Origin of the sequence: Streptomyces griseorubiginosus, from assembly GCF_001514195.1 — a bacterium.
GTDB classification, from domain to species: domain Bacteria; phylum Actinomycetota; class Actinomycetes; order Streptomycetales; family Streptomycetaceae; genus Streptomyces; species Streptomyces griseorubiginosus.
Genome location: NZ_KQ948754.1, coordinates 1 through 20286, shown reverse-complemented (window position 1 = coordinate 20286; position 20286 = coordinate 1). Strand labels below are relative to the sequence as shown.

Genomic DNA, 20286 nt, shown 5'->3' with positions numbered 1-20286 from the left:
CCGTGGTGACGCCGCCCGGGCGGTCACGAGGGGAACCGCGCAGGGCGGAAGTCCGCGAGCAACTCGTCTCTCTTCCCACTGAGGATCTCCGAAGCCAGCAGTCGGCCGATCACCGGCCCAAGCGTGATCCCACTGTGGGAAACGGCCTCGTAGTAGCCCGGCACCGACGGCACCGCTCCCACCGAGGGCCAGCCGTCGGCAGGGATGGGCCGGTCGACGACTCGTGTCTCTGCGATGCGGGAGTTTCCGAGCTCGGGGACGACGTGGCGCGCCGATTCGTGAAGCAGCCCTGCGAGTCGGCCTGGATCCTCGCCTGTGTCGATGAGTGCGTCGATCTCGCGGCTATGGAGGACGACCGAGGTGTCTCCGGCAGGACGGATCTCGATGTGAGGCGCGTGCATGGCCCGGTGAACGGGGAACTGAGCACACTCGATCCGGGCGACGACGCCCGGTTCCCGGCGCATCGGCAAGCGCCGTGCGACGAGCCCTGCGACGTGGGATGCGCTGGGGCCCGCCGCGTTCACGACGATGTCGACGTCGAGACGGCTCCCATCGGACAGAACAACTGTCCGGATGCTTCCACCGGCATCGGTGCCGATGTCGCATACCGCGTTGCCGGACCGGAGCTCGGCACCGGATGCGACGGCCTGGCCGACCAGGCGGCCGACAAGATGGCTTCCGTGCACCCAGGCTTCGTCGGGGTAGAACAGGACCGGTACATCGTCGGGCACCGTGAGAGCCGGTTCGAAGCGGCTGCGGACCTCGGCCCCCGTGTACCTTTCGACCCGGTAGTCCCAGCCGGCCAGCAGTTCGGCTGTCTCCAGGAACTTCGCCTCCGCTGCGGGATCATCTGCCCAGCGCAAGTGGCCGCTGGGAAACCACCACGAGTCCGGCCCGATGGTCCCGGCAAGCTCACGGTGAGCTGCCATGCCCGCGACGTTCAAGTCGAAGTAGGACTTGCGCGCGGTCTTGTTGCTCGCGTTGACCCACGAGAAAGACCAGCTGGTGACGCCTTCGCCCGGCTGGCCTCGTCGATGAAGACAACCTCGGCGCCGTGCCGGGACAGGTTCCAGCCCACACTCGCCCCCATGACGCCCACTCCGATGACAGCAACACGTTCAGGCCGCTTCACGGATCCGCTCCTCACGAACGGCCCCTTCCCAGATCACAGACGAACTCCCGTTTCCAGCCCGGGCACCAGCAGTCCTCTCGTCATACGGCAGGCAGACGACAATCACGCTAGCCAGCAGCGCAGACAGCTACACCCGAACGCCGGACTTCGGCCAGATCTCCGCTCACCGAGACCGACCGCAGACCCGATTTCGGGATCACCCCATCTCCCCATCTGGGCTCACCTCGGCTATACCCCCACAAGGCGCACGAAATGTGAAACAGGCACTTACAGTCGTCGCACAGGTGCGGGTGGCTGTCCCCGCCGCCCCAGTCGACCGCGACGCTGGCCTTCCACCGATCGTCGGTGAACTTGGCCCCGCAGTCCGCGCACGCGGGTCGCTGCGCCGCGCGTTCGGCTGCTTGCTGCGCGAGACGGCGCCGCCCCTCTTCGGCGCGGCGGGCGAGGGCTGCGTCCCGACGTGGGTTGCCGATCGCCTCCCACAGGTTCTGTCGGTCTTCGCGGCCGAAGCGCCAGAATGCGGGCCCGGCCGGGCCGTGCTCGCGCAGCAGCTCCAGCGTGGTCGCCACGATCGGCATCTTCTGGTGGTAGATGTGGAAGCCGCCTTCGGCCCTCTGGCCCTGCCAGTGCTCGCGGGTGAGGTCGGCGACGTTCTTCATCTGCTGCAGCGCGGGCCGTTTGCCGACCTGGTGGAAGACGAGCAGGACCGGCGGGTGCGTCGCGTCGCCCCACTTAGGTTCGGGGGCGGACCAGCGGGTGCGCCACATCGGCTTGTCCAGGCCGTCGGTGTCCTTCACCGTCCGGTGGAAGTGGCGCATGTACTTGTCGAACTTCGCCGCGATGATCGGCGCTTCCTCGGTGCAGTTGTCGGCCTCGATGAACAACAGCGGCAGCCCCACCTCCGGGGCGGTGAGGACGATGTCGGCCCACGCACACCCGACGCCGGGATTCCTCCAGGTGCCGGTCGCCGGGAGGGCGACCTCGGTGGCATAGGAGGTGATGCTGCCGATCCCGTCGGGGGCGTCGACCCAGGCCTGGGCGGCCGCGACTGCTTCGGCCGGCTCACCGGCCACCAGATCCAGGTCGGGCTGCGGGCGGATCATCGCGATGACCGTCTCGTTGACCGTCATCGCGTGCGAGGCACCCGAGCGGCCCGCGCTCTTGGGCAGGCCGCCCATCTCCTCTGGCCCCCGGTCCAACTCGAGGCCGGCGGCGGCCAGCCCATCCTTGGTGAGCATGCGCACCTCCTCCCCGCCTCGGGTGCGGCCGCCGTCGACGGACAGGCCGTGCCGTCGCAGATCGTTGAGCGCGCCACGGTGGGAGGCGGTGCGCGCCTCCTTCCGCTTGGCCGCCGTCTCCTTGGTGGTGTGCCGGTACGTCAGGTGCGGTGAGGACAGGCGCTGGATCTGGTCCGCCGTCGCAGCCTTGAGCACCCCGAGCGCGCGCAGCGCATCGGCGCGGTGCCCAGTCGACGATCCCGCCTTGTTCTCCTTGCGCTTCGCCATCAGCCCCGCCCTCCCGTCGTCCGCGTCCGGCCACCGGCCGGGCGCAGGCCCCGCCCGGCCGCAGAGGGCACCAGGCGCGCCCTGAACCCGATGATCGCCTCAACCACTGACACCCCACCCCCACCTATTTCCCAGGGCCTGGTCAGTGAGAGGAGGAGAGAAGAGGGTTGTGACGACGCGCTGGGGCATCGAAAAGCCGTGGTGGCCAGGGGAAATGCGCTCCGCGCTCGTGCCGGGCACGGAAGTGGGTACGGCGGTTGGATCGCAAGCGCCAACGGCAGGAGCCCGCGGCGGCTTGCCCGGTGCTGGTCGGGCCCGTGGTCGGGGCGGGCGCGCCGGGCGCCTGCCGGGGTTCGGTGCGTGGTCATCGCGTGGCTCCTTCGCTTTAGGCCGCCCTGGTGGGCGGTGATCGAGGGAGCAGCGTGCAGGGGCCCCCTTGTCCGCGGTCTGACCGTGGCAGGTAGAAGCCCTGGTCAAGGAGAAACGTGGCCGTGGCCGGGGCGGTAGCAGAGCTGGGCAAGGGGGGCATGGTCGGACTCGTGGTCGGGCCGACCACGTTGGACAGGGGCCCGCTTTGACCCTTGCAGCCCTAGTTGTTGCGGGTCAGGACGTTGTTGACGGCGTCACGTGCTCGTCCTCCTGCAGGGGGACGCTTGCGGCATATCTCGTGCACGCGTCGCACCTTGTGAGTAGGTCGTGCTCGCAGTTGAGCACATGCACGAGGAATCGTTCGGCATCCTCGAGTCGTGCTCGCTGCGTCCGGATCCGGTGGAGTTGCCGCTCGATCGCGCCCGTTCTCTTGGGTTCACCTCGATGCAGAACCTGCCGGATCTCCGGCAGGCTCATGCCGACGCCCTGGCATGCCCGCAGAACCTGCAAGCGGTGAAGGTGCTCCTCGCTGTAGTCGCGCCGGCCTGACGGTGTGCGGTCGGGCACGACGACACCTACATCGTCCCAGTGCCTCAGCACATGCACCGCCACTCCAAGGCGGTGAGCGACTTCTCCGATCTTCATGGGGCCATTGTCCCTGCTTGACCTCAGGTCGACCTGAGGTTCTAGCTTCATCGCATGAATACGACGGAATCGCGGCTGCCGGATCCTGTTCACATCACCATCGACGGGGCGAGCGTCGCAACATACGCACTGGTCCCCGAGCGGGGGGCTGCACTGGGAGATGTGGTGTTCTGCCATGGCACGCCGTGGTCGTCACAGGTATGGGCGGAGGCGGCACGGCACCTGAGCAGCAGATATCGGGTGTTCATGTGGGACATGCCCGGCTACGGCGAATCACCGAAGGATCCGGCCGTACCGATCGATCTTGCCTCTCAGATGTCACGATTCGCTCAGCTGCTGACGTACTGGCGCCTGGACAGGCCATATGTCGTCGCACACGACATCGGAGGAGCCGTGGCACTCGGGTCTCACCTGCTTCACGACAGTGAGTACGCGGGTCTGTTCCTCTGGGACGTGGTGACACTCGATCCGTGGGGATCGCCGTTCTTCCGACTGGTCGCCGACCATGCCGACGTGTTCGCGGAACTCCCGGCCCCGCTCCACACGGCCTTGGTCAAGGAGTACATCGCCGGTGCGGCACGCCACCAGTTGACAACCGGTTGGGTAGATACCTTGAGTCAGCCGTGGTTGGGGGCGTCGGGTCAGCCGGCCTTCTACCGTCAGATCGCTGCGCTCCGGCCTGAACACACCAGGCCGGTCGCGGAACGCCTGCAGGAAGTGGGCTGCCCGGTGGCGATCGGCTGGGGTGAGCAGGACCCCTGGATTCCTGTCGACCAGGCGGTTGAACTGCAAGACCGGCTGCCCGGGAGTCCACGCGTGACCGTGCTGGGCGATGTTGGGCACCTTGCCCCTGTCGAGACGCCGTCGCGTGTGTCTCGCGCTCTCAGCGACTGGCTCGCCCAATCCGTAACGTGCCGCGACAGGGGCATGGACAGGTAAGAATTCATGCCAATGCACCGCGGTCCATCGAGGGCCGTCGCTGTCTGATCGAACGGTGCAAGACCCGTCCGATCGAGCACGTCGCAGCCGAGATGGGTTTCTCGCGGGCGGGCGCGTCGAAGTGGGTGAACCGGCGGCGCAAGCCGCGACATCGGCCTCTTCGACCGTTCGTCGACCCCACACCACCAACCGACCGCGACGCCGCCCGAGGTCGTGGAGCAGATTGACTCGATGCGGCGGGAGCGCGAATGGTCCGCGGCGCGGATCGCGTTCGAACCCGTCACGATCAGCCGCCGTACTGTCACTTGGGTACTGGGGCAGCTCGGGTTGAACCGGCGAAGATTCATCGGCCCCGACGGTGACTCCAACCGCAAACCCCACGGCGGTGGCTGAGTCTGTCCAACCACATAGCGCAGACCCGGGCTCTACACGCCTACCTGCACTGGCGCAACGCTACGCCACCGCGACGTTTTGGCTGCCGAACGCAAGGAACGCGCCCGCATCCGAGGTGAGAAAGGCATCCGCTGGGGCGGACGCCCGCTTCAGGCCGTGGCCCGGCTACCCGGAATAGTCAGATGTCGCCTTGGACCAGGGCGTGCAAATGCTGGTCGTGCCACCCGTCTTCATGCAGCAGCGCGCTGCGCATCGTGCCTTCGACGGAGAAGCCGGCCTTGGTCGCTACTCGGCACGATGCCGGGTTGGCCATCGAGTGGCACAGCCGGAGCCGGTGCAGGCCAAGGTCGTCAAACGCCCACTGGCTGAGGCGCTTCGTGGCCTCGACCATGACGCCGCGGCCGCGTCCTGCGGGCAGGACCCAGTACAGGATTTCGGCGCTGCCACCAGCGAGGTCGATGTCACCCAAGCCGATCAAGCCCACAGCCTGGCCGCCGTCGGGGTGGGCGATGGCCCATATCGCGCTCTGCTCGTTCTGCCAGCGCTCGTGCATGCGCTCGATACGCTTGCCTGCTTCCGCAGCCGAGGCCACGACCAGTAGGTTCCACTGGCGAATTGCCGGATCCTGCCCAGCAGTTACCAAGGAGTCGGCGTCGCTGGCGCGCCAGGGGCGCAGCTCCAGACCGCTGGAGAGGGCGAGCACGGGTTGTTCCAGCTTGGCCATGTGGCCTGCAGGAACGACGGGCGGTATGGCTGAGGTGATCACCGCGGCATCGTGCCACAGTACGACATCGGAAAAACTCGATATCCACGGAACTCACCGGTAGACAGCGGCGCCAAAGCAGGTCTCAAGGACCAGAGAGGGCCAGGGCGTTCCGCCGTCCGTCGCAAGCTGCCCAGTCGGCCCCTTGCGGGGACCGGTCGGAGCCGCCTACACCCTGGATTAGGAGAAACGTGGCCGTGGTCGGCGCGGTAGCAGACCTGGACAAGAGGTCATGGTCGGACTCGTGGTCGGGCCGACCACGCTGGAGAAGGGGCCCGCTTTGACCCTTGCAGCCCCGGTTCGCCCGGCCCAGGACGATCGTGCAGACCTGCGTCGTGCATCTGCTGCGGAACTCCTTCCGCTATGCCGCCCGTCAGGACTGGGACAAGATCGCGCGTCTCCTCAAGCCCGTCTACACGGCTCCGACCGAAGAAGCCGCACTGGAGCGGTTTGCGGAGTTCGTCGACGCCCGGGGCAGGAAGTATCCGGCGATCGTGAAACTGTGGGAGAACGCCTGGGAGGAATTCACCCCGTTCCTGCGGTTCGACACCGAGATCCGCCGCATCGTCTGCACCACCAACGCGATCGAGTCGGTCAACGCGCGGATCCGCCGGGCGGTCAAAGCTCGCGGGCACTTCCCCAACGAGCAAGCCGCCCTGAAGTGCGTCTACATGGCGATCATGTCGCTCGATCCCACGGGCAAGGGCCAAGCCCGATGGACCATGCGCTGGAAGACCGCCCTGAACGCCTTCGACATCACCTTCGACGGCCGCCTGTCGGCGGCCCGTCAGTAATCTCAACTACCCAGTTACACCACTCATTTGACAGTCCCGCCGGACAAGCGCAGTCACAAGCCCGAAATTCGCTTGCTACCACGCGAGTGCACCGACACGCTGACGTCCATGATCTCGCCGATTCGTGACCACGCGCCGTTGAACACCACGACGAACGAGGACCACGAACGTGACCCGCACCATCCGTGACTACACCGCCGCAGACGAAGCGTCATGGCTTCGCTGCCGAGTGCTCTCCTTCCTCAACACCCCCTACTTCGACGACGTTCGCCAGACGAAGCCAGAGATCCCTGGCCTGGGCTTCGAGTTGGTCGCCACCGACGACTCCGGGGCCGTGCTTGGCGTCATGGACGTGACCGTCGATGACGACCTGGCCACCATCGACACGGTTGCCGTCCATCCCGACCATCAGCACCAAGGACACGGACGGGCACTCCTCGCAGAAGCCCAGGCTCGGGCACGCGCCCTGGGCCTGACCACGCTCGATGCCTGGACCCGAGATCTCCCTGACACTCTGCGCTGGTATCGAGCCATGGGATTCTCCGAGAGCAGCCACTACCTGCACGTCTACGCGAACTACTACACCGAGCCCGGCGAACCGGACCGAGCCATAGGAAGCCGGCGGCCGGGCCTCAAACCGATGGCCGCCTTCCTGCATGCCAGCCTCGACGAAGAACAGCAGTTGAGGGACGAGTTCACACGCATCCATGTCTGCCGCCGGTTCACCCAGCCCCTCTGACGATCAAGACGCCACCGGACTGCCGTCAAATCTCGCGAACATCCAGCGGCGTTGTGATCACTGCCTGACGTCCAAAGCTATGGACAAACGCTGTCGTTTGAAGTGGACGAAGCCAGCCGATCGAGAATCGTTCAGAGCACAAACAGGCGAGCAAGCGCGTGCCTTCTCGGCCCGCGCCGGTCCAGAATGCCGCCATGGCCGACGAAGAGCACACCAAGCCCGCCGCGCGCTCCTTTCTGTCCTGTGCCACCGAGGTGGCGCGGCTGATGGGTCTCGGGGATGCGGCCGACGTGCCGGAAGCCCGCCGCGCACGGCACTTGGCCCATGCGGTGCGCAAGCCGCTGCTCGAACGCGTTCATTTGCCCGAGGAGCTCTTCGCTCCGCTGCTGAACGCAGCCGTCTACGACCCGGACCCCAGCTTCTGCCGCTGGTTCGTCGAACCCGCGGTCTACGCCTTCGGGCGTCGGCGAGTCATGACCGCACTGCTCCACTATCTACGGACCGGCACCAACACGGAGCAAGGAGGCGCCAAGCGAGCCTGGTACTGCGCCCATGTGCCGCTCCGCGCAGACCGGTCCCCTGCCTACGCACCTGGCGGAAGCCGCGATCCCGCCCTGGACGAGTCGCGCGATGTGATGGACCAGTGGCAGGAAGTCCTTCAGAGGTCAACCATGTAAGACAATGCCCCTTCCCCTGGGCTATTGCTCGCCTCGCCCACGTACGGGGAAGCCGAGGCGCAGGCAACACCGACTCAACGCCCCTTTCCCTCTTGGCTCAGCACTGCCAGCCGAACGCCGCCCGGCGGCACGGCTCGCAGGTGAACACATACGCCGAACCGGAGCCGAAGTTGGGCGCGGTCCGGGATTCGGGGCCCTCCTCCAGTTGGGCGGTGAAGGCCATCGGCTGCTCGCAGCCAGGGCAGTCGGGTGTCTCGTCGTTTTGGAGCCAGTAGGGGTTCCCGCCAAGCTGTCCGAGCACCTCGCCCGTGGACCGGCCGGCCCTCGCCGCCCAGGCCGGCGCAGCGTCCCAGTAGTCCTGCCCCGGCATTTCCACGCGCTCCACACCCCGCACCGCGCCCAGCTCCAGCACGGCCTCGCCGTTCGGGCGAGGCAGAGGTATGAGGCCACCGGCCGGGAAGAGGAACGCGCGGTTGCCGCCGGCGGTGGTGCTCCACTCCTCGCACAGGCCCGGATCGTTGGCGCACATGAAGACGGCCACCGTGCCCCGCGCCTCCTCCAGTACGAGCTGCGCGATGAACTGGAGGTGACCGGAGCAGGTCGCGCACACCGGCCAGGCGGTGCCCGCGGGCGCCAGCGGAAGGCCGCCCATGCGGGTGACCGGGGCATACGGCGCCGTGGAGCCCTCGTGGATCAGCAAGGTGATGCTCATACGGGGACTGTAGGGGGAGCCTCTGACAGCACCTGCGGTCCACTGTCCTCTCGGGCTAGTTACGTGGCAGCAGGCCAGTGAGGAGGATCGTGCCATGCGGCACTGAGCCTGGATGCGCCCGCCAGACAGCAGGCTGGTCTCCTGCACCCGCGCAAAGCCCACCCTCATCGGTTGAGCTCGAACCAGACCACCTTGCCAGTGCTCAACCGCGTCGCGCCCCACCGCCGGGCCAAGCGGTTGACTACGTACAGGCCCCGCCCAGCCTCCTCCACGGCCCGAGCCTGGCGCAGGCGGGGCAGCTGCGGTACGTCGTCGCCGACTTCACAGCGCAGCACGTCCGTGCGCAGCAGACGCATGGTGATCGGCTTGGTGGCGTACCGCGCGGCATTGGTGACGAGCTCACTGACCAGCAGCTCGACGGAGTCCGTGAGATTCTCCATGCCCCAGCGGGACAGGGCACGCCGCGCAAGGTGGCGGGCCCGTCTCGGTGCCGCGTCCTCCGGCTCCAGGAACCAGTAAGCCACATCGCTCGGCGCGATCCCGTCGAAGCGGGCCGCGAGCAGCGCGATGTCGTCGTCCCGGTCGCCGGGACCGAGCATGTCCAGCACCTCGTCACACAGCGCCTCCAGCGGCGGCGGATGGCCCGGCCCGGTCAGCTGCGCGATGACGGCAAGTTGCTCCCGCAGCTGCTCCATCCCGGTCCACGCGTCCCGAAGTCTCGACTCGACGAGCCCGTCGGTGTACAGCAGCAGGGTGGCCCCGGCCGGCGCGTCCAGCTCCACGGCCTCGAAGTCGACGCCACCGACACCGATCGGCGCGCCGGGCGGCACCCGGAGCATCTCGGCGCGGCCGCCCGGGTGCAGCAGCACGGGCGGAGGATGGCCGGCGTTGGCGATGGTGATGCGGTGCGAGACCGGGTCGTAGACGGCGTAGAGGCAGGTCGCTATGTAGTCAGTGCCCAGGCGCTGGGCTTGCTCATCGAGGGCGTGCAGCACCTCCTGCGGGGGCAGGTCCAAACCCGCGAGGGTTTGCGCGGTGGTGCGGAGTTGGCCCATGAGGGCTGCTGACGCCATGTCGTGGCCCATGACGTCACCCACGACCAGTGCGACCCGGCTGCCCGGCAGCGGGATCGCGTCGTACCAGTCACCGCCCACCCGGGCCGTCTCCGCGGCAGGCACATAGCGCGATGCCAAGCGCACACCGGTGCAGCGGGGAAGCGTCTCCGGAAGCATTCTGCGCTGGAGCTCGCCGGCGATGAGAGCCTGACGCCCGTCCAGGACTGTCTTGTCGATGCCCAGCGCGCTGTGCGTGGCGAGCTGGGCGGCGACCAGGAGGTCGTCCGGGTCGAAGGGGATGCGGTCCGGGCGGCGCAGGAACATCGCGGCACCGATGACCCGGCGGCGGCCACGCAGCGGCGCGAGGATCGTGCGCTTTCCGGGTACGACACCATGCTCAAAGCCCTTTTCAAGCAGCTCGGTCAGGGCCGCCCAGGCTTCGGGCGCGTCGGTGAAGACCGGACGCACCCCGCGCAGCACCTCGGCGAGCGCACTGCCCGGCTGGACCTCGCACAGCTCGGTGCCGAGCCCGTCCAGCTCGGTCAGATTCTCCGGCACCGGCAGGATGCCGTCCTCCAGGTCCCGCTCCTGCTGCGGGATCCGGTCGCTGCGCCGCAGCCGCAGCACGAGGGGACCCGTGGGCCGCTCGTCGCCCACCGGCAGCGGGTCGCGCAGATAGACGAGGATCGCGTCCGAGAACGTCGGCACAGTCGCCCGGCACAGCCCCATCACGATCTCGTCCAGGTCGATGCCCCGGGCAATACGCCGAGTCGCAGCACCTATGTAGCGCAAACGATCAGCTGAAAGGCGCGATGAGTCGACTGCGAAAGCGGTGTCATGGCTGGTCATCTGGTTGTCCCGGGTTGTCCGGGACAACGCTGAAGACACTGGATGTGCCTGAGACAGGGGCTGTTCGGGAGCCATGTGCGGGGCCTGGGCCGGCACCGCTGTGAGGGTGACACCGGCAGGACCCAAGGACGGGGATGCGCGATATCCCATGTCGTGAGCGGCTTGTTGAACGGCGTCGTGCTCCTCATCAAGCACCGCACGCGCCTTCTGCAAGGCAAGATCGACGTCGTCGAGAGCCGCGTCATCGTCGGAGACCGCTTGCACACCGGGCTGAGCAACCTGCACGGCCGTCTCCTGCACGAGGTCGCGATCGTCGTATCCCGCCCACTCCCGCAACTCCGCGAGTTCTGCCTCCAAGACATGCATGCGGCGCGCGGCATGGTCGGCCACCTGCTGGGCGGTGTCCCTCTCCTGCTCGGCACGTGCCAGCTGCTGGCGCAGGTCGATCTGCTGGCGCTGCGCGCGGGACAGGCGCAACTCCAGCGCTGTGTGCGTCTCTGAGTCCTTCGGCGGCAGCACCTGTAGGGCGTCAACCCTGCGTTTGAGCTCCACCGTCTTGGCCTGAGCCTGGCCCAGCATGGCGAACAGGAGCGTGGCAATCTGAAGCGCCTGCGCTCGGCTGCGTTCGCTGGCCTCGTAGGCCCCCCGGACAACCTGGAGCTCCTGATACACCTCAATGGTGCGGTCCTTGGCCGCCAGCAGATCACGAGCGAGGGCCAGCTCCTGCAGGCCCTGCGCGATCGGCGTCGGACTGGTACGGGCCCTTTCCCATAACCCCCGCGCCAGCTGCAGGCGCTGTTCGGAGCGGTCGACCGGTTCATCGGGAAAGCAGATGTCCGCCACCGCTTCGACCAGGTCCCACGTCAGCGCTTCCCCAGACAACAGATCTCGCAGTCTGCGCAGTTCCGGCACCGCTCCGGCCGTGAAGTGATCCGGGGTAAGACGCTGATGGAGCTGCCTGACCGATATCTCGGCATCGTCCAGCCAGGACCGCACCTGCTCAACCAACTGGTTGACCTCAGCACACGAACCTCTCGGTGGTGCCCATGGCCGGCCTGGTCTTTTCCCCTTGCCGCTCACGCACCCTCCGGCTCAGTTGTTCATCGGACAACCCCCTGTTGTCACGGGAGAACATTCAACCGGCTCACCAGCAGGTTTTACTCAGGATCATCGCAATTCCCCTCCGTGAAACCCATCAAGGCGGTGCACTCGTGAACCACGGCTCCACGGCGTTCCTGCTCCTCGTCCTGGCGGTCGCCGTCTTGTTCGCCGCGGTTGCCGCAGTGATCGCCTTCGGTCTCGCCCGCTGGGAGGGAGCCGCCATTCCCGCGGCCCTTTCGCGCAGCGGCGTCGCCTTTGCTGCCGCCCTGACCTTGTGCCTTGCCATCCTTGCCTTCCTTGGCCGGTAGCCCGTCAACAGAGCCTGCCAGCTCCTCTTGGTCGGGGTGACTCGACCGACTCCCCGCGCCACCACCACGCCCCGGTACACCGCACGCCGCTCCCCCGCACTCCACGCCCTCGCGAACGCCCGGTCCCCTGCGTTCGGCCATGCTGGTGACTGACGCACCCACGCGATAACCGGCAAGCGAAAGATCACCCCGCTTCAGCGTGGCGGGTCCCAGGGAGCGCGAGAGGGCCCGGATCCTGTGGATCCGGGCCCTCTTCAGCAGTAGCGGGGACAGGATTTGAACCTGCGACCTCTGGGTTATGAGCCCAGCGAGCTACCGAGCTGCTCCACCCCGCGTCGGTGCCCCCCACCGTACGCCATCCCAGCAGGCGCCGAAGACCACGTTTCGGCGCAGGGCTCTATGCGGCGAAGCCGACGTTGGTGACGTACTCGTACTGGCCCCACTGCGAGCCGAGGTCGACGATCGTGTCCTGCCACGCTGCGTCGAGGCTCTGGTGGTCGCCGGCCGCCCAGGAGCCGACGATGCGGTCCCAGCGGCGCACGTTCATCGTCCGGTACTCCACCACGCGCTGCAGCTGCTGCGGCACCTGGGACTGGTTGAGCGGGTGGATCTCCACCCGGGTGCCGCGTCCGTCGCGGTTGAGGCGCCTGAGGAGGTGGCGGGCGACATAGCGGCGGCGCACCGTCCGGTATGCCTGCTCGATGCGTTCCAGGCTGGTCTTGGAGGGGCGGCGTTTGCCCTCCAGCCAGGCCTTCAGCGTCCGGTGGGTCACGGTGAGTCCGGCGTCCTGCGCGGCCTTCAGGGTCGGGGTCGACTTCGTCAGGTAGTGCAGGCGCGCCATCCAGCCGCGCTTGGCGGTCACGGGAGTGGCGATGCCGCCCGCGAGTTCGTCGAGTTTGCGAGCGACGGCGTCGCTGCCCTTGATGCCCCGGGCGCCGAACCGTCCGAAGTCGATGTTCTTCCCTGGCACTACTCCCCCTCGTCTGCGTGCTCAGCGACGTCGCTTCCGGCGGTGTACGTGTCCTTGACCTTGACCTCGGTAACAGCTCGGCCTTCGGCGAAGACACGGCGCCAGTCACCGATGACATGGAGTTCGTCGGTGCCCATCGCCCGGACGACGGCCAGGCCCTCGTCATGGGCCTTGAGCGCCTTGAGCCACAGATTGGCGAAGGCCTGGCTGCGGATGAGGTGCATCCAGTCCGGCCGGTAGAGCTCCCGGTTGTAGTTCGACTCCCCCATCGTGGAGACGAACTTCGAGTACATCGCCTTCACGTACTCCAGCGTCACCGTGTCGCCCTGCTCGATCGCCGTGTCGCGGGCGTCCTTCAGGGCGATGCGGAACTTCTCCAGCAGGTTCTCCGTGGCCCCGGAGGTGTACGACTCGTGGATCTGAGGAGGGTCGCACAGCTGGTGCTTGGGGCCGGACAGGCGCAGCAAGAGGCGGAGCGTCGGCTCGGTGACCCACAGGGGACCGGGCTCGTCCCGCTGGCCGATCGGGTTGGGCAGCACCGCCTCGTGCTCCCACTCGGGCGGGGTGATCAGGTGGACTCCGGAGCGGCGGCGGTCGTGGGCAAGGCCGGTGGAGTGCTCGAGCCGGCCCAGGGGGAGGTGCGTCTTAAGGGCGGAGAGGTAGGCGCCGTTGATGTCGAGCGCGGTCACCTGATGCCGGCCGGGCGGGAGTTCGTGACGGGTCCACTTGGGGCGGGCTTCCCAGATCTGGTCGGCGCCGCGCGCGGTCTGCTTCTTGAGGATGTCGGGGATCCAGGGGTGGGCGATCACGTCGTACCGGGCACCCTTACGGGTTACGTCCAGCAGCCGCATCGCGTCCGGGATCGCCCGCTTCACCAGCGCCGCCGTGGCTGCGTCGACGTCGCCCTGGTGCTCGCCAAGCGCGCCCTGCACGGCCTCGCGGATCAGGTCGACCGGGCCGGACGGCTCCTGGAACGCGCGCCGGGCCGGGCCCCTGGAACGCGCCGCCGCACCCGCCGGACGGGCCGTGCCAAGAGGCGCCTGAGGGGCGTGCGGGGCCTGCACGGCGTGCGGAGCCTGCGGGGCCTGCGGGGCGGGCTGTTCGGCAGCCGGAGCCTCGGTCGCGGTGGGCCGGCAGTCGGCCGGGGTCAGGTGCTGAGCAAACCCCGCCACGCGCTGTCCGGCCGGACGGCCGCACAGCACACACGGCTCGGGCACCGCCAGCAGCTCCACCTCGTCCTCGCCCCGGCCGGAGCCCGGCGAAGACGTGGAGGTGACGTCCTCCGCCGCAGCGCCTGACGCCATGGGCTGCTCGGCCGGCTCCGGCCTGTTCTCCGTATCGGTGGCGAGCTTGGCGTTCAGTCCATCCAGCAGATATGCGTACTTGGCCCGGGCCTCGCCGGCAGGGTCCCGGCCGCTCTCCCATCCACTGAGGGTGGACGGGCTCACGCCGAGCGCACGTGCTACCTGCGCCTTGGACAGCCGGGCCCGCTCCCGCAGCTCGCGCCGCACATCACAGGCCGGGAGTTCAGCCTGCGGGCCCACAGCGTCGAGGAGCGAGTCGATCGCGTCGAAGTCGCTCACCGACTGGTCCCCTTCGCCTCGGCCCGGGCAGAACGGCGCCTGTCGGCGGGCAGCAACTCGCACGCTCTGGTCGGCCCCGCCAGCAGGTCCAGCGCACCAATGCCGTAGTGCCCAGCCAGAACCTCCACATCCCGCAGACTCCACGAGACGACACCCGACTGCCGGCGCGAGACCTGCGTCTGCGTCAGCCCCAGAACTGCCGCCACCGACCGCTGCGAATCACCCGTCGCCTGCATCAACGCGGCCACCGCCAGCCGCAACGACTCCTCCAAACCCAATCCCACACCACCACCCTACCCAAAAACATGCAGGTCACGCACATGAATCAGTCCATTGCTATGGATGATGCGGAAAAGCTTTTGGATGCCAGGCGGGGGGGTGGGCTCTCACCGGGTGTAACAGCGCGCCGCCGCGGCCGAACCGCCCAAGCCCGGAGCGGAGGGAGCCGACGCGGACGCGACGGCCAACGCCTTCCAGGAGCGGCGGCAGCGCGGTGTGATGCATCCCTTCCGGGCGCGCACCGGCCTGGCGGACGGCAGCACTCACAGGCAGCTGCGCGAGAAAGCCCGGCGCACCACTGCCGCCATACCCAGCCACCAACCGCAGCCATCAACGCGCTCTGGCGAGGCACACACTGCCCGGCCCGGGCCGCCGGACACACCCACCGCACCGTCCGTCGCCCTCGCCTGACCGCCCGCCCCGGCCATCGCCCGCACCGACGACGTCCCTACCGCCTGCGCGCCCGCCGGCAGCGCCACTCCCGCCCGCCCACCGCTCTCCCCCACCGGCAAACCCCAGGCCGCCTCCCACCCGGGAGGTGGTGCCCGTGCCGCAGCAGCACAGATCCGCGAACAGCAGCAGGCACCGCAACCGCCGGACGTGAGCCGGCTACGGGCGGGAGTGAGAGATCACCGGCCTCCAACCCGGTGGCAGGACGGTGACAATCGGGACAGATCCGTAGCGGACGTATGAGGCAACCGTCACGGGCGGTGGCAGGTCGTACGGGGGGCAAGGGCCACAGCCCGCGCATTCAACGGGGAAACCACTGGGGGAAACCATGCAGATCCGCACCCGAGGCATCCGTACCACCCTGGCCGCACTGGCCGCGCTGGCGGCCGTGGCCGGTGTCGCCGCAGCCGCAGTCCCGGCCACCGCCGCGACCGCCTCCGACACACCCCGGTACCTGGAGCCGGCCGAACTGCCGCCCCACCCGTCCTCGCCCTGGTACGCCGGAGCCGTCACAGCCGGCCAGCCCGACCCGCTGCCGATGTGCGTGGGCGATGCGCTGCCCTCCATCACCTCGCACCGCGAGTACTGGACCGAGTACGACACCAGCGCCCAGCAGCTCACCGTCGAAGGGCGCAGCGAACAGTGGTCGAAGGACTTCGCGGCGCTGCTGCGCAAGGACCTGGCCGGCTGCGCGAAGAAGCTCATGCAGCAGGATGCGGACATCACAGCGACGCAGAAGTACTACGGCCGCCTCAACGTCGAGGAGGGCGCCGACGTCTACGGCATCCACACCGCCTCCGCCCACGGCTCCTCCGACATCGCTCTCTTCTCGGTCGGCCGCGACGGCGCCACCGTGACCATCATCCGGTGGAGCCAGATGGGCACCTTCCAACACGCCCCCGTGGCCGACTTCAAGACCACCACCGTCACGGCGGTGAACAAGCTGTACTGAGCCTGTTCGTGCACCACCAACGGCGCACCTCGATCAACGGGAGGGCGCCGGCCGGGGATGACGACGGCACCCTCCCGGGGACGGGGAGCGCCGTCGTCGTTCCGGGCTGGGCCGGACCCGTGCACGTACCGCGGCTGCCCTCACGAGACCCACCCCAGCACCGCCGGCTGCCGACGCCTTCCTCGAGGGCAGACGCAACGACTGCGGCCTTCCGGCCGCTTTGAGCTTCACCGACTCTCGGTCAGTCCAGCCGCCTGCCGTGATAGCGCGCGGCGAGGCGTGCCAGTGCGACGGCGGCGAGCAGGAGACCGACGTCGCGCAGGGCGATGTCGTAGTAGCCGGGGATGGTCAGCAGGTTGACGATGATGCCGGCCAGCCATGCGGCCACCAGCCAGGCCCCGAAGCGGGGCGCGACGGCCACGGCGATACCGGCCACGATCTCGATCACGCCCACGGCGTACATGGCCTGCTGGGCGGTGCCGGGAACGATGCCGTTGATCCACGGCGCGAGGTAGGCCGGCCAGTCCACGAGCAGGCTGGCGAACTTGTCCAGGCCGAACAGGACCGGCGCCACGGTGAAGGCGGTGCGCAGGATCACGAACGCCTGGTAACCGGGATCAGCGAGCAGCGCACGCCGCGGGGCAGCGGCGTGGGGGCTGGTGGTGGCGGAGCACATGGCAACCTCCCCTTCTATAGATGACTCTTGTTATCTATAGAAGCCCTGTCTTCTTCTTTCGTCAACAGCTGCGGGTTTTACACTGGGGTGCGTGAGCGACCCGAAGGAAGCACGCGACCCGGACGTCTCAGCCATCGCCGCACTGGACGAGCCCACCCGCAGACGGCTGTACGACCACGTGGTGCGCCAGCCCGCTCCTGTCAGCCGCGACGAAGCGGCCACCGCACTGGGCCTGGCCCGCCAGACCGCCGCCTTCCACCTCGACCGGCTCGCCGACCAGTCCCTGCTCGACGTGGTCTACGAAAGACGCACCGGACGGACAGGACCCGGAGCCGGCAGGCCCGCCAAGCTCTACCAGCGCTCGGCCAAGCAGATTGCAGTCAGCCTGCCCGACCGGCGCTACGAACTCGCCGGACGGCTCCTGGCCCAGGCGATCGAGGAATCCACTGCCACCGGGACACCCGTGCAGCAGGCACTGCACCGCACAGCCGAAGAACTCGGCACGCAGCTGGGAGAGCCGCAAGGCGCGGACCTTGCCGGCCTGCTGGAGCAGTACGGATACGAGCCACGCCGCGAACAGGCAGGCGCCATCGCCCTGCACAACTGCCCCTTCCACGCCCTGGCCCGCGACCACACCCCAACCGTGTGCACCATGAACCTCCACCTGCTGCGCGGCATCCTCCACGGACTGGGCGAACGGGACTACCAAGCCCGCCTCTCCCCCACCCCCGGCCACTGCTGCGTCCGACTCGAACCCCCCACCTGACCACCCCTCACCGCCCAACACACCGTTGCCGTCTCGCCCGTACCGGGCGGCCACAGCGCGCCACAGCTTCACCTCGTTGCACCGCTCGACGGTGACCCGCCGCATGCAGGCCCCGCGATCCAACGCCGACGGGCGGCCGCGTGACGGCCGAGGCAGTTTCGGTTGACGGTCCGACCGGCCCCGGCTGGAAGATCACCACCGGATTCCGCGCCAACGCACATGAGAGCGGATCGCGCGGGACGAACAGGCCCTGCCGACCAGAACCATCCCGGGGCGTGTTCCCGGGACGGCCGCTCATACCGAAGAACCCGCAACCGGACCACGACCGGAAGGAACGCGGGCGCGTCCCCCGCCCGGCCGGGCGTGATGACGAACCCGAGCGGGCAACTGCGACGGCCCGCGGCCATGCAGATTTTGTGGGCCAGTCCGCCGCAGGAGCACCCGAGGGCATGATCGGCCAGCTCGCCGACCGGGCCCCCTTGTGACGGGCCCCGGCAGCCGACTGGTCACACAGGCCTGCCGACGGCGTCTGTGCCCCCCTTACCCGGCCGCCGACCCGGCAGGCAGACTGCGCTCATGCAGCTCCCCGTACGCTGCGTTGACGGTCTTGTCGTAGGTGTCCCCGCGCCCGTCAGCCCCCGGCCCCCGGCCCCCGGCCCCCGGCCCAGGTCTCCCACGGGCCCCAGCTTGTCCGGCTGGTCATCGATCCTGAGAATTCCGTCCTCCTGGCCGCCGTCCCCGTTGCCTGCCGAGCGTCACCGCGAACCAGCGGCCACCAGCTTGACGGTGATGGGTTCGAGTTCGGCGATCAGTTCGCCGAGTTCGCCGGAGGACAGGGCCTCGTAGGGCGGGGCGGCGAGTTCGTCGGTGACGGCTTCGATGTGCTGCTTGACGGCCCGGCCAGCGTCGGTGAAGCGGCCGTCGGCGCCGACGAGTCCGCGCTCGCGCAGGCCGTCCATGACCGCGGCCAGGCGCTCCTCGGGAAGGTGATGGACGCGCCCGAACGACTGCGGGGGATGGATGCCCATGTCCAGCGCGGAGAGAATGTGGGCTTCCGTGCCGCCGATGCGGGCGCCGACGAGCGCGGCGATGTGCCCGTCGCCGCGGTGTTCACGCAGCATGGTCGCCGAGTGCCACAACCGGGCGACCGGATCGGCCGGCACCGCAAGCGTGCGCATCCCGGCGTACATCACGCGGCCTTGTGTGGGAGCACTCGTCGCGGCCTTGGTGGCCAGGTCCGCAGCGCGCGCCAGGCCCGGGGAGCCGGCCAGTTCGGCGCCGAGGATCCGGCGCAGAGAGGCCGCGCTGCCCCGCTCCCGCGCGGCGACGGACGCCCCGGGCGGGATCTTCTCCCACGCCCTGGGCAGGTGCCGGGCAACCTCACCCTCGGCGAAATTGTAGAAGGCGGCATGCACGACCTGCGCCGCAACCCGCCCCAACGGCGCCGCACGACTGGCAAAATAACCGTCCCAATAGGTGCGGTGGCCGAGCGCGGCCAGCTCCTGATTGCACTCCTCGGCCATGAAAGTAACCAGACAGATCGGCTCCATCAGCTCGAACATACGGCGGGCGATATGAGCCGCCGGATACGCGCGCGCCATACCCATCACAATCTCCGTTCCCGTTCGCTGTGCCCGGATGAGACCATCCGGCACAACAAAACTCATCGGAGAACGAAGACTCCCAAGACCACGGGCCGAACCCGTGCAGGAAGCAGACACAGACGACAACGGCCGCGACTGGTCGAACAGGTTCGGCTCGCCCTGGCAGATCCTCGACACCGACACCGTCGAAATACAGCGTTCGTCTACATCCCCACCCGATGACCGGGGTCCGCGGCATCCATGAAGTGAGTGTGAACACCTTCAGCCAGACCCCCTCCCACCTGGGCTCCCGGCTGACCGTCCAGACCGGCAAGATCCTGCTGGCCGAACGCGAGGAACGCGGACGCATCCCCGTCCTCGTCGTCGACGAGGCGCACCTGAAGTCCTACGAACAGCTGGAAACCATCCGCATTCTCACCAACCAGGGCATGGACCAGGACTCCCCGCTGTCCAGCCTGCTGGCCGGCCAGCCCACCCTCAGACCCACCATGAAACTCGCCGTCCTGGCCGCCCTCGAACAGCGCACCACCCCGCGCCACACGATGCCGGGCACGACCTCCACCGAGACCACCAGCTACGCCGCCCACCACCTGAAGATCGCCGGGCGTCCCGACCAGCTGGTCACCGAGGACGCCCTCACACTGATCCACACGACCTCGCGCGGCTACCCGCGAGCAGTCAACAACCTTGCCCCCCAGGCCCTCATTTCCGCCTTCGCCACCGGAAAGAACCAGGCCGACGAGCCCGCCGCCCGCGCGTGAATGAGTGAGGTGGTCGGCGACTGAGAGCCCGAACGGATCCTCTGAAAGGAACCATGGATCACGGTGAGCGCGTCACCTGATCATGACGACTTCTCAGACGTTCTTGAGAACTGCGAACCCTGACGACGTGGACAGGATCACTGACCTGCACACTCTGGCCCGCACGGCGTACTACCAGGCAGGCGGAGTGCCAGACCGGGAGCTCACTTCCTCCGCCGCGTACTCCAGCCGGCACGAGAGCCGGACGCGTGCCGTCCAGTCCAG

Annotated in this window: 18 protein-coding genes, 1 tRNA gene and 4 pseudogenes; 10 read left to right on the top strand and 13 right to left on the bottom strand. The window is 68.4% G+C overall.

Annotation, left to right across the window (positions count from 1 at the left end; all coding sequences use genetic code 11):
• Positions 1–23 precede the first annotated feature (23 nt).
• The 4 genes and pseudogenes from AQJ54_RS42650 to AQJ54_RS47945 form a co-directional block, all read right to left on the bottom strand.
• Positions 24–977, bottom strand: a pseudogene (locus AQJ54_RS42650) (NAD(P)/FAD-dependent oxidoreductase); the annotation flags it as partial.
• Complete coding sequence (locus AQJ54_RS47950; protein WP_428843826.1) at positions 941–1090, bottom strand: hypothetical protein; 150 nt, start codon at positions 1088–1090, stop codon at positions 941–943. The pseudogene AQJ54_RS42650 and the gene AQJ54_RS47950, both read right to left, overlap by 37 nt.
• Positions 1091–1239: 149 nt before the next feature.
• Positions 1240–2637 (bottom strand): replication-relaxation family protein, encoded by a 1398-nt coding sequence (locus AQJ54_RS42645; protein WP_079070326.1) that lies wholly within the window; start codon positions 2635–2637, stop codon positions 1240–1242.
• Positions 2638–3240: 603 nt separating this feature from the next.
• The gene (locus tag AQJ54_RS47945) at positions 3241–3651 is read right to left on the bottom strand and encodes a MerR family transcriptional regulator (RefSeq protein ID WP_079070331.1); all 411 of its coding nucleotides are present in this window, start codon (positions 3649–3651) and stop codon (positions 3241–3243) included.
• Between the two features lie 54 nt (positions 3652–3705).
• Here AQJ54_RS47945 and AQJ54_RS42630 point away from each other — a divergent pair, with 54 nt between their 5' ends.
• The 3 genes and pseudogenes from AQJ54_RS42630 to AQJ54_RS47345 all read left to right on the top strand — a co-directional run.
• Positions 3706–4590 carry an alpha/beta fold hydrolase gene (locus AQJ54_RS42630; protein WP_062246982.1) on the top strand — a complete coding sequence of 295 codons (885 nt, stop codon included), beginning with the start codon at positions 3706–3708 and terminating at the stop codon, positions 4588–4590.
• A 2-nt stretch (positions 4591–4592) separates the two neighbouring features.
• Positions 4593–4968, top strand: a pseudogene (locus tag AQJ54_RS47350) (leucine zipper domain-containing protein); the annotation flags it as partial.
• A gap of 23 nt (positions 4969–4991) precedes the next feature.
• Positions 4992–5145 (top strand): annotated as a pseudogene (locus AQJ54_RS47345) (IS630 family transposase); the annotation flags it as partial.
• A 16-nt stretch (positions 5146–5161) separates the two neighbouring features.
• Here the strand turns inward: AQJ54_RS47345 and AQJ54_RS42625 are convergent.
• The gene (locus tag AQJ54_RS42625; protein WP_062247018.1) at positions 5162–5707 is read right to left on the bottom strand and encodes a GNAT family N-acetyltransferase; all 546 of its coding nucleotides are present in this window, start codon (positions 5705–5707) and stop codon (positions 5162–5164) included.
• Between the two features lie 347 nt (positions 5708–6054).
• On the opposite strand from AQJ54_RS42625, the pseudogene AQJ54_RS42620 reads away from it, so the two are divergent.
• The 3 genes and pseudogenes from AQJ54_RS42620 to AQJ54_RS42610 all read left to right on the top strand — a co-directional run.
• Positions 6055–6540 (top strand): annotated as a pseudogene (locus tag AQJ54_RS42620) (transposase); the annotation flags it as partial.
• Between the two features lie 169 nt (positions 6541–6709).
• Complete coding sequence (locus AQJ54_RS42615) at positions 6710–7279, top strand: GNAT family N-acetyltransferase (protein WP_062246980.1); 570 nt, start codon at positions 6710–6712, stop codon at positions 7277–7279.
• 194 nt (positions 7280–7473) lie between these two features.
• The gene (locus AQJ54_RS42610; protein WP_246090772.1) at positions 7474–7956 is read left to right on the top strand and encodes a hypothetical protein; all 483 of its coding nucleotides are present in this window, start codon (positions 7474–7476) and stop codon (positions 7954–7956) included.
• A gap of 97 nt (positions 7957–8053) precedes the next feature.
• Here AQJ54_RS42610 and AQJ54_RS42605 read toward each other — a convergent pair whose 3' ends face one another.
• Positions 8054–8668 (bottom strand): YwqG family protein, encoded by a 615-nt coding sequence (locus tag AQJ54_RS42605; protein ID WP_062246978.1) that lies wholly within the window; start codon positions 8666–8668, stop codon positions 8054–8056.
• A gap of 164 nt (positions 8669–8832) precedes the next feature.
• The gene (locus AQJ54_RS42600) at positions 8833–10722 is read right to left on the bottom strand and encodes a SpoIIE family protein phosphatase (RefSeq protein ID WP_079070330.1); all 1890 of its coding nucleotides are present in this window, start codon (positions 10720–10722) and stop codon (positions 8833–8835) included.
• 896 nt (positions 10723–11618) lie between these two features.
• Between AQJ54_RS42600 and AQJ54_RS47340 the strand changes: the two genes are divergently transcribed.
• The gene (locus AQJ54_RS47340) at positions 11619–11981 is read left to right on the top strand and encodes a hypothetical protein (RefSeq protein ID WP_246090774.1); all 363 of its coding nucleotides are present in this window, start codon (positions 11619–11621) and stop codon (positions 11979–11981) included.
• A gap of 261 nt (positions 11982–12242) precedes the next feature.
• Here the strand turns inward: AQJ54_RS47340 and AQJ54_RS42590 are convergent.
• From AQJ54_RS42590 to AQJ54_RS42575, 4 genes are all read right to left on the bottom strand, one after another.
• A tRNA-Met gene (locus AQJ54_RS42590) sits at positions 12243–12316 on the bottom strand.
• Positions 12317–12378: 62 nt separating this feature from the next.
• Positions 12379–12951 carry a hypothetical protein gene (locus AQJ54_RS42585; RefSeq protein WP_062246975.1) on the bottom strand — a complete coding sequence of 191 codons (573 nt, stop codon included), beginning with the start codon at positions 12949–12951 and terminating at the stop codon, positions 12379–12381.
• Complete coding sequence (locus AQJ54_RS42580; RefSeq protein ID WP_062246974.1) at positions 12951–14534, bottom strand: helix-turn-helix domain-containing protein; 1584 nt, start codon at positions 14532–14534, stop codon at positions 12951–12953. Before AQJ54_RS42580 ends, AQJ54_RS42585 begins: the two co-directional genes overlap by 1 nt.
• Positions 14531–14818, bottom strand: a complete 288-nt coding sequence (locus AQJ54_RS42575) for a helix-turn-helix domain-containing protein (RefSeq protein WP_062246972.1) — start codon at positions 14816–14818, stop codon at positions 14531–14533. Before AQJ54_RS42575 ends, AQJ54_RS42580 begins: the two co-directional genes overlap by 4 nt.
• A 773-nt stretch (positions 14819–15591) precedes the next feature.
• Here AQJ54_RS42575 and AQJ54_RS42570 point away from each other — a divergent pair.
• On the top strand, positions 15592–16215 hold the full coding sequence (locus AQJ54_RS42570; RefSeq protein ID WP_062246970.1) for a hypothetical protein: 624 nt from the start codon (positions 15592–15594) through the stop codon (positions 16213–16215).
• A gap of 241 nt (positions 16216–16456) precedes the next feature.
• Here the strand turns inward: AQJ54_RS42570 and AQJ54_RS42565 are convergent, their stop codons facing one another.
• Entirely contained in the window at positions 16457–16891 is a 435-nt protein-coding gene (locus tag AQJ54_RS42565) for a hypothetical protein (RefSeq protein WP_062246968.1), read from the bottom strand.
• Between the two features lie 91 nt (positions 16892–16982).
• On the opposite strand from AQJ54_RS42565, the gene AQJ54_RS42560 reads away from it, so the two are divergent.
• Positions 16983–17657, top strand: coding sequence for a helix-turn-helix transcriptional regulator (locus AQJ54_RS42560; RefSeq protein ID WP_062246967.1), 675 nt, complete (start codon positions 16983–16985; stop codon positions 17655–17657).
• Positions 17658–18412: 755 nt separating this feature from the next.
• Here the strand turns inward: AQJ54_RS42560 and AQJ54_RS42555 are convergent.
• Entirely contained in the window at positions 18413–19264 is an 852-nt protein-coding gene (locus AQJ54_RS42555) for an SCO6745 family protein (protein ID WP_248845601.1), read from the bottom strand.
• Between the two features lie 248 nt (positions 19265–19512).
• Between AQJ54_RS42555 and AQJ54_RS42550 the strand changes: the two genes are divergently transcribed.
• Entirely contained in the window at positions 19513–20022 is a 510-nt protein-coding gene (locus AQJ54_RS42550; protein ID WP_211278659.1) for an ExeA family protein, read from the top strand.
• Positions 20023–20286: the final 264 nt, after the last annotated feature.

Coding starts and splice junctions, on each gene's coding strand:
- AQJ54_RS47950 (WP_428843826.1), bottom strand. CDS start 1,090: ATGGGGGCGAGTGTGGGCTGGAACCTGTCCCGGCACGGCGCCGAGGTT.
- AQJ54_RS42645 (WP_079070326.1), bottom strand. CDS start 2,637: ATGGCGAAGCGCAAGGAGAACAAGGCGGGATCGTCGACTGGGCACCGC.
- AQJ54_RS47945 (WP_079070331.1), bottom strand. CDS start 3,651: ATGAAGATCGGAGAAGTCGCTCACCGCCTTGGAGTGGCGGTGCATGTG.
- AQJ54_RS42630 (WP_062246982.1), top strand. CDS start 3,706: ATGAATACGACGGAATCGCGGCTGCCGGATCCTGTTCACATCACCATC.
- AQJ54_RS42625 (WP_062247018.1), bottom strand. CDS start 5,707: ATGGCCAAGCTGGAACAACCCGTGCTCGCCCTCTCCAGCGGTCTGGAG.
- AQJ54_RS42610 (WP_246090772.1), top strand. CDS start 7,474: ATGGCCGACGAAGAGCACACCAAGCCCGCCGCGCGCTCCTTTCTGTCC.
- AQJ54_RS42605 (WP_062246978.1), bottom strand. CDS start 8,668: ATGAGCATCACCTTGCTGATCCACGAGGGCTCCACGGCGCCGTATGCC.
- AQJ54_RS42600 (WP_079070330.1), bottom strand. CDS start 10,722: ATGGGATATCGCGCATCCCCGTCCTTGGGTCCTGCCGGTGTCACCCTC.
- AQJ54_RS47340 (WP_246090774.1), top strand. CDS start 11,619: ATGGCCGGCCTGGTCTTTTCCCCTTGCCGCTCACGCACCCTCCGGCTC.
- AQJ54_RS42570 (WP_062246970.1), top strand. CDS start 15,592: ATGCAGATCCGCACCCGAGGCATCCGTACCACCCTGGCCGCACTGGCC.
- AQJ54_RS42565 (WP_062246968.1), bottom strand. CDS start 16,891: ATGTGCTCCGCCACCACCAGCCCCCACGCCGCTGCCCCGCGGCGTGCG.
- AQJ54_RS42555 (WP_248845601.1), bottom strand. CDS start 19,264: ATGGGTATGGCGCGCGCGTATCCGGCGGCTCATATCGCCCGCCGTATG.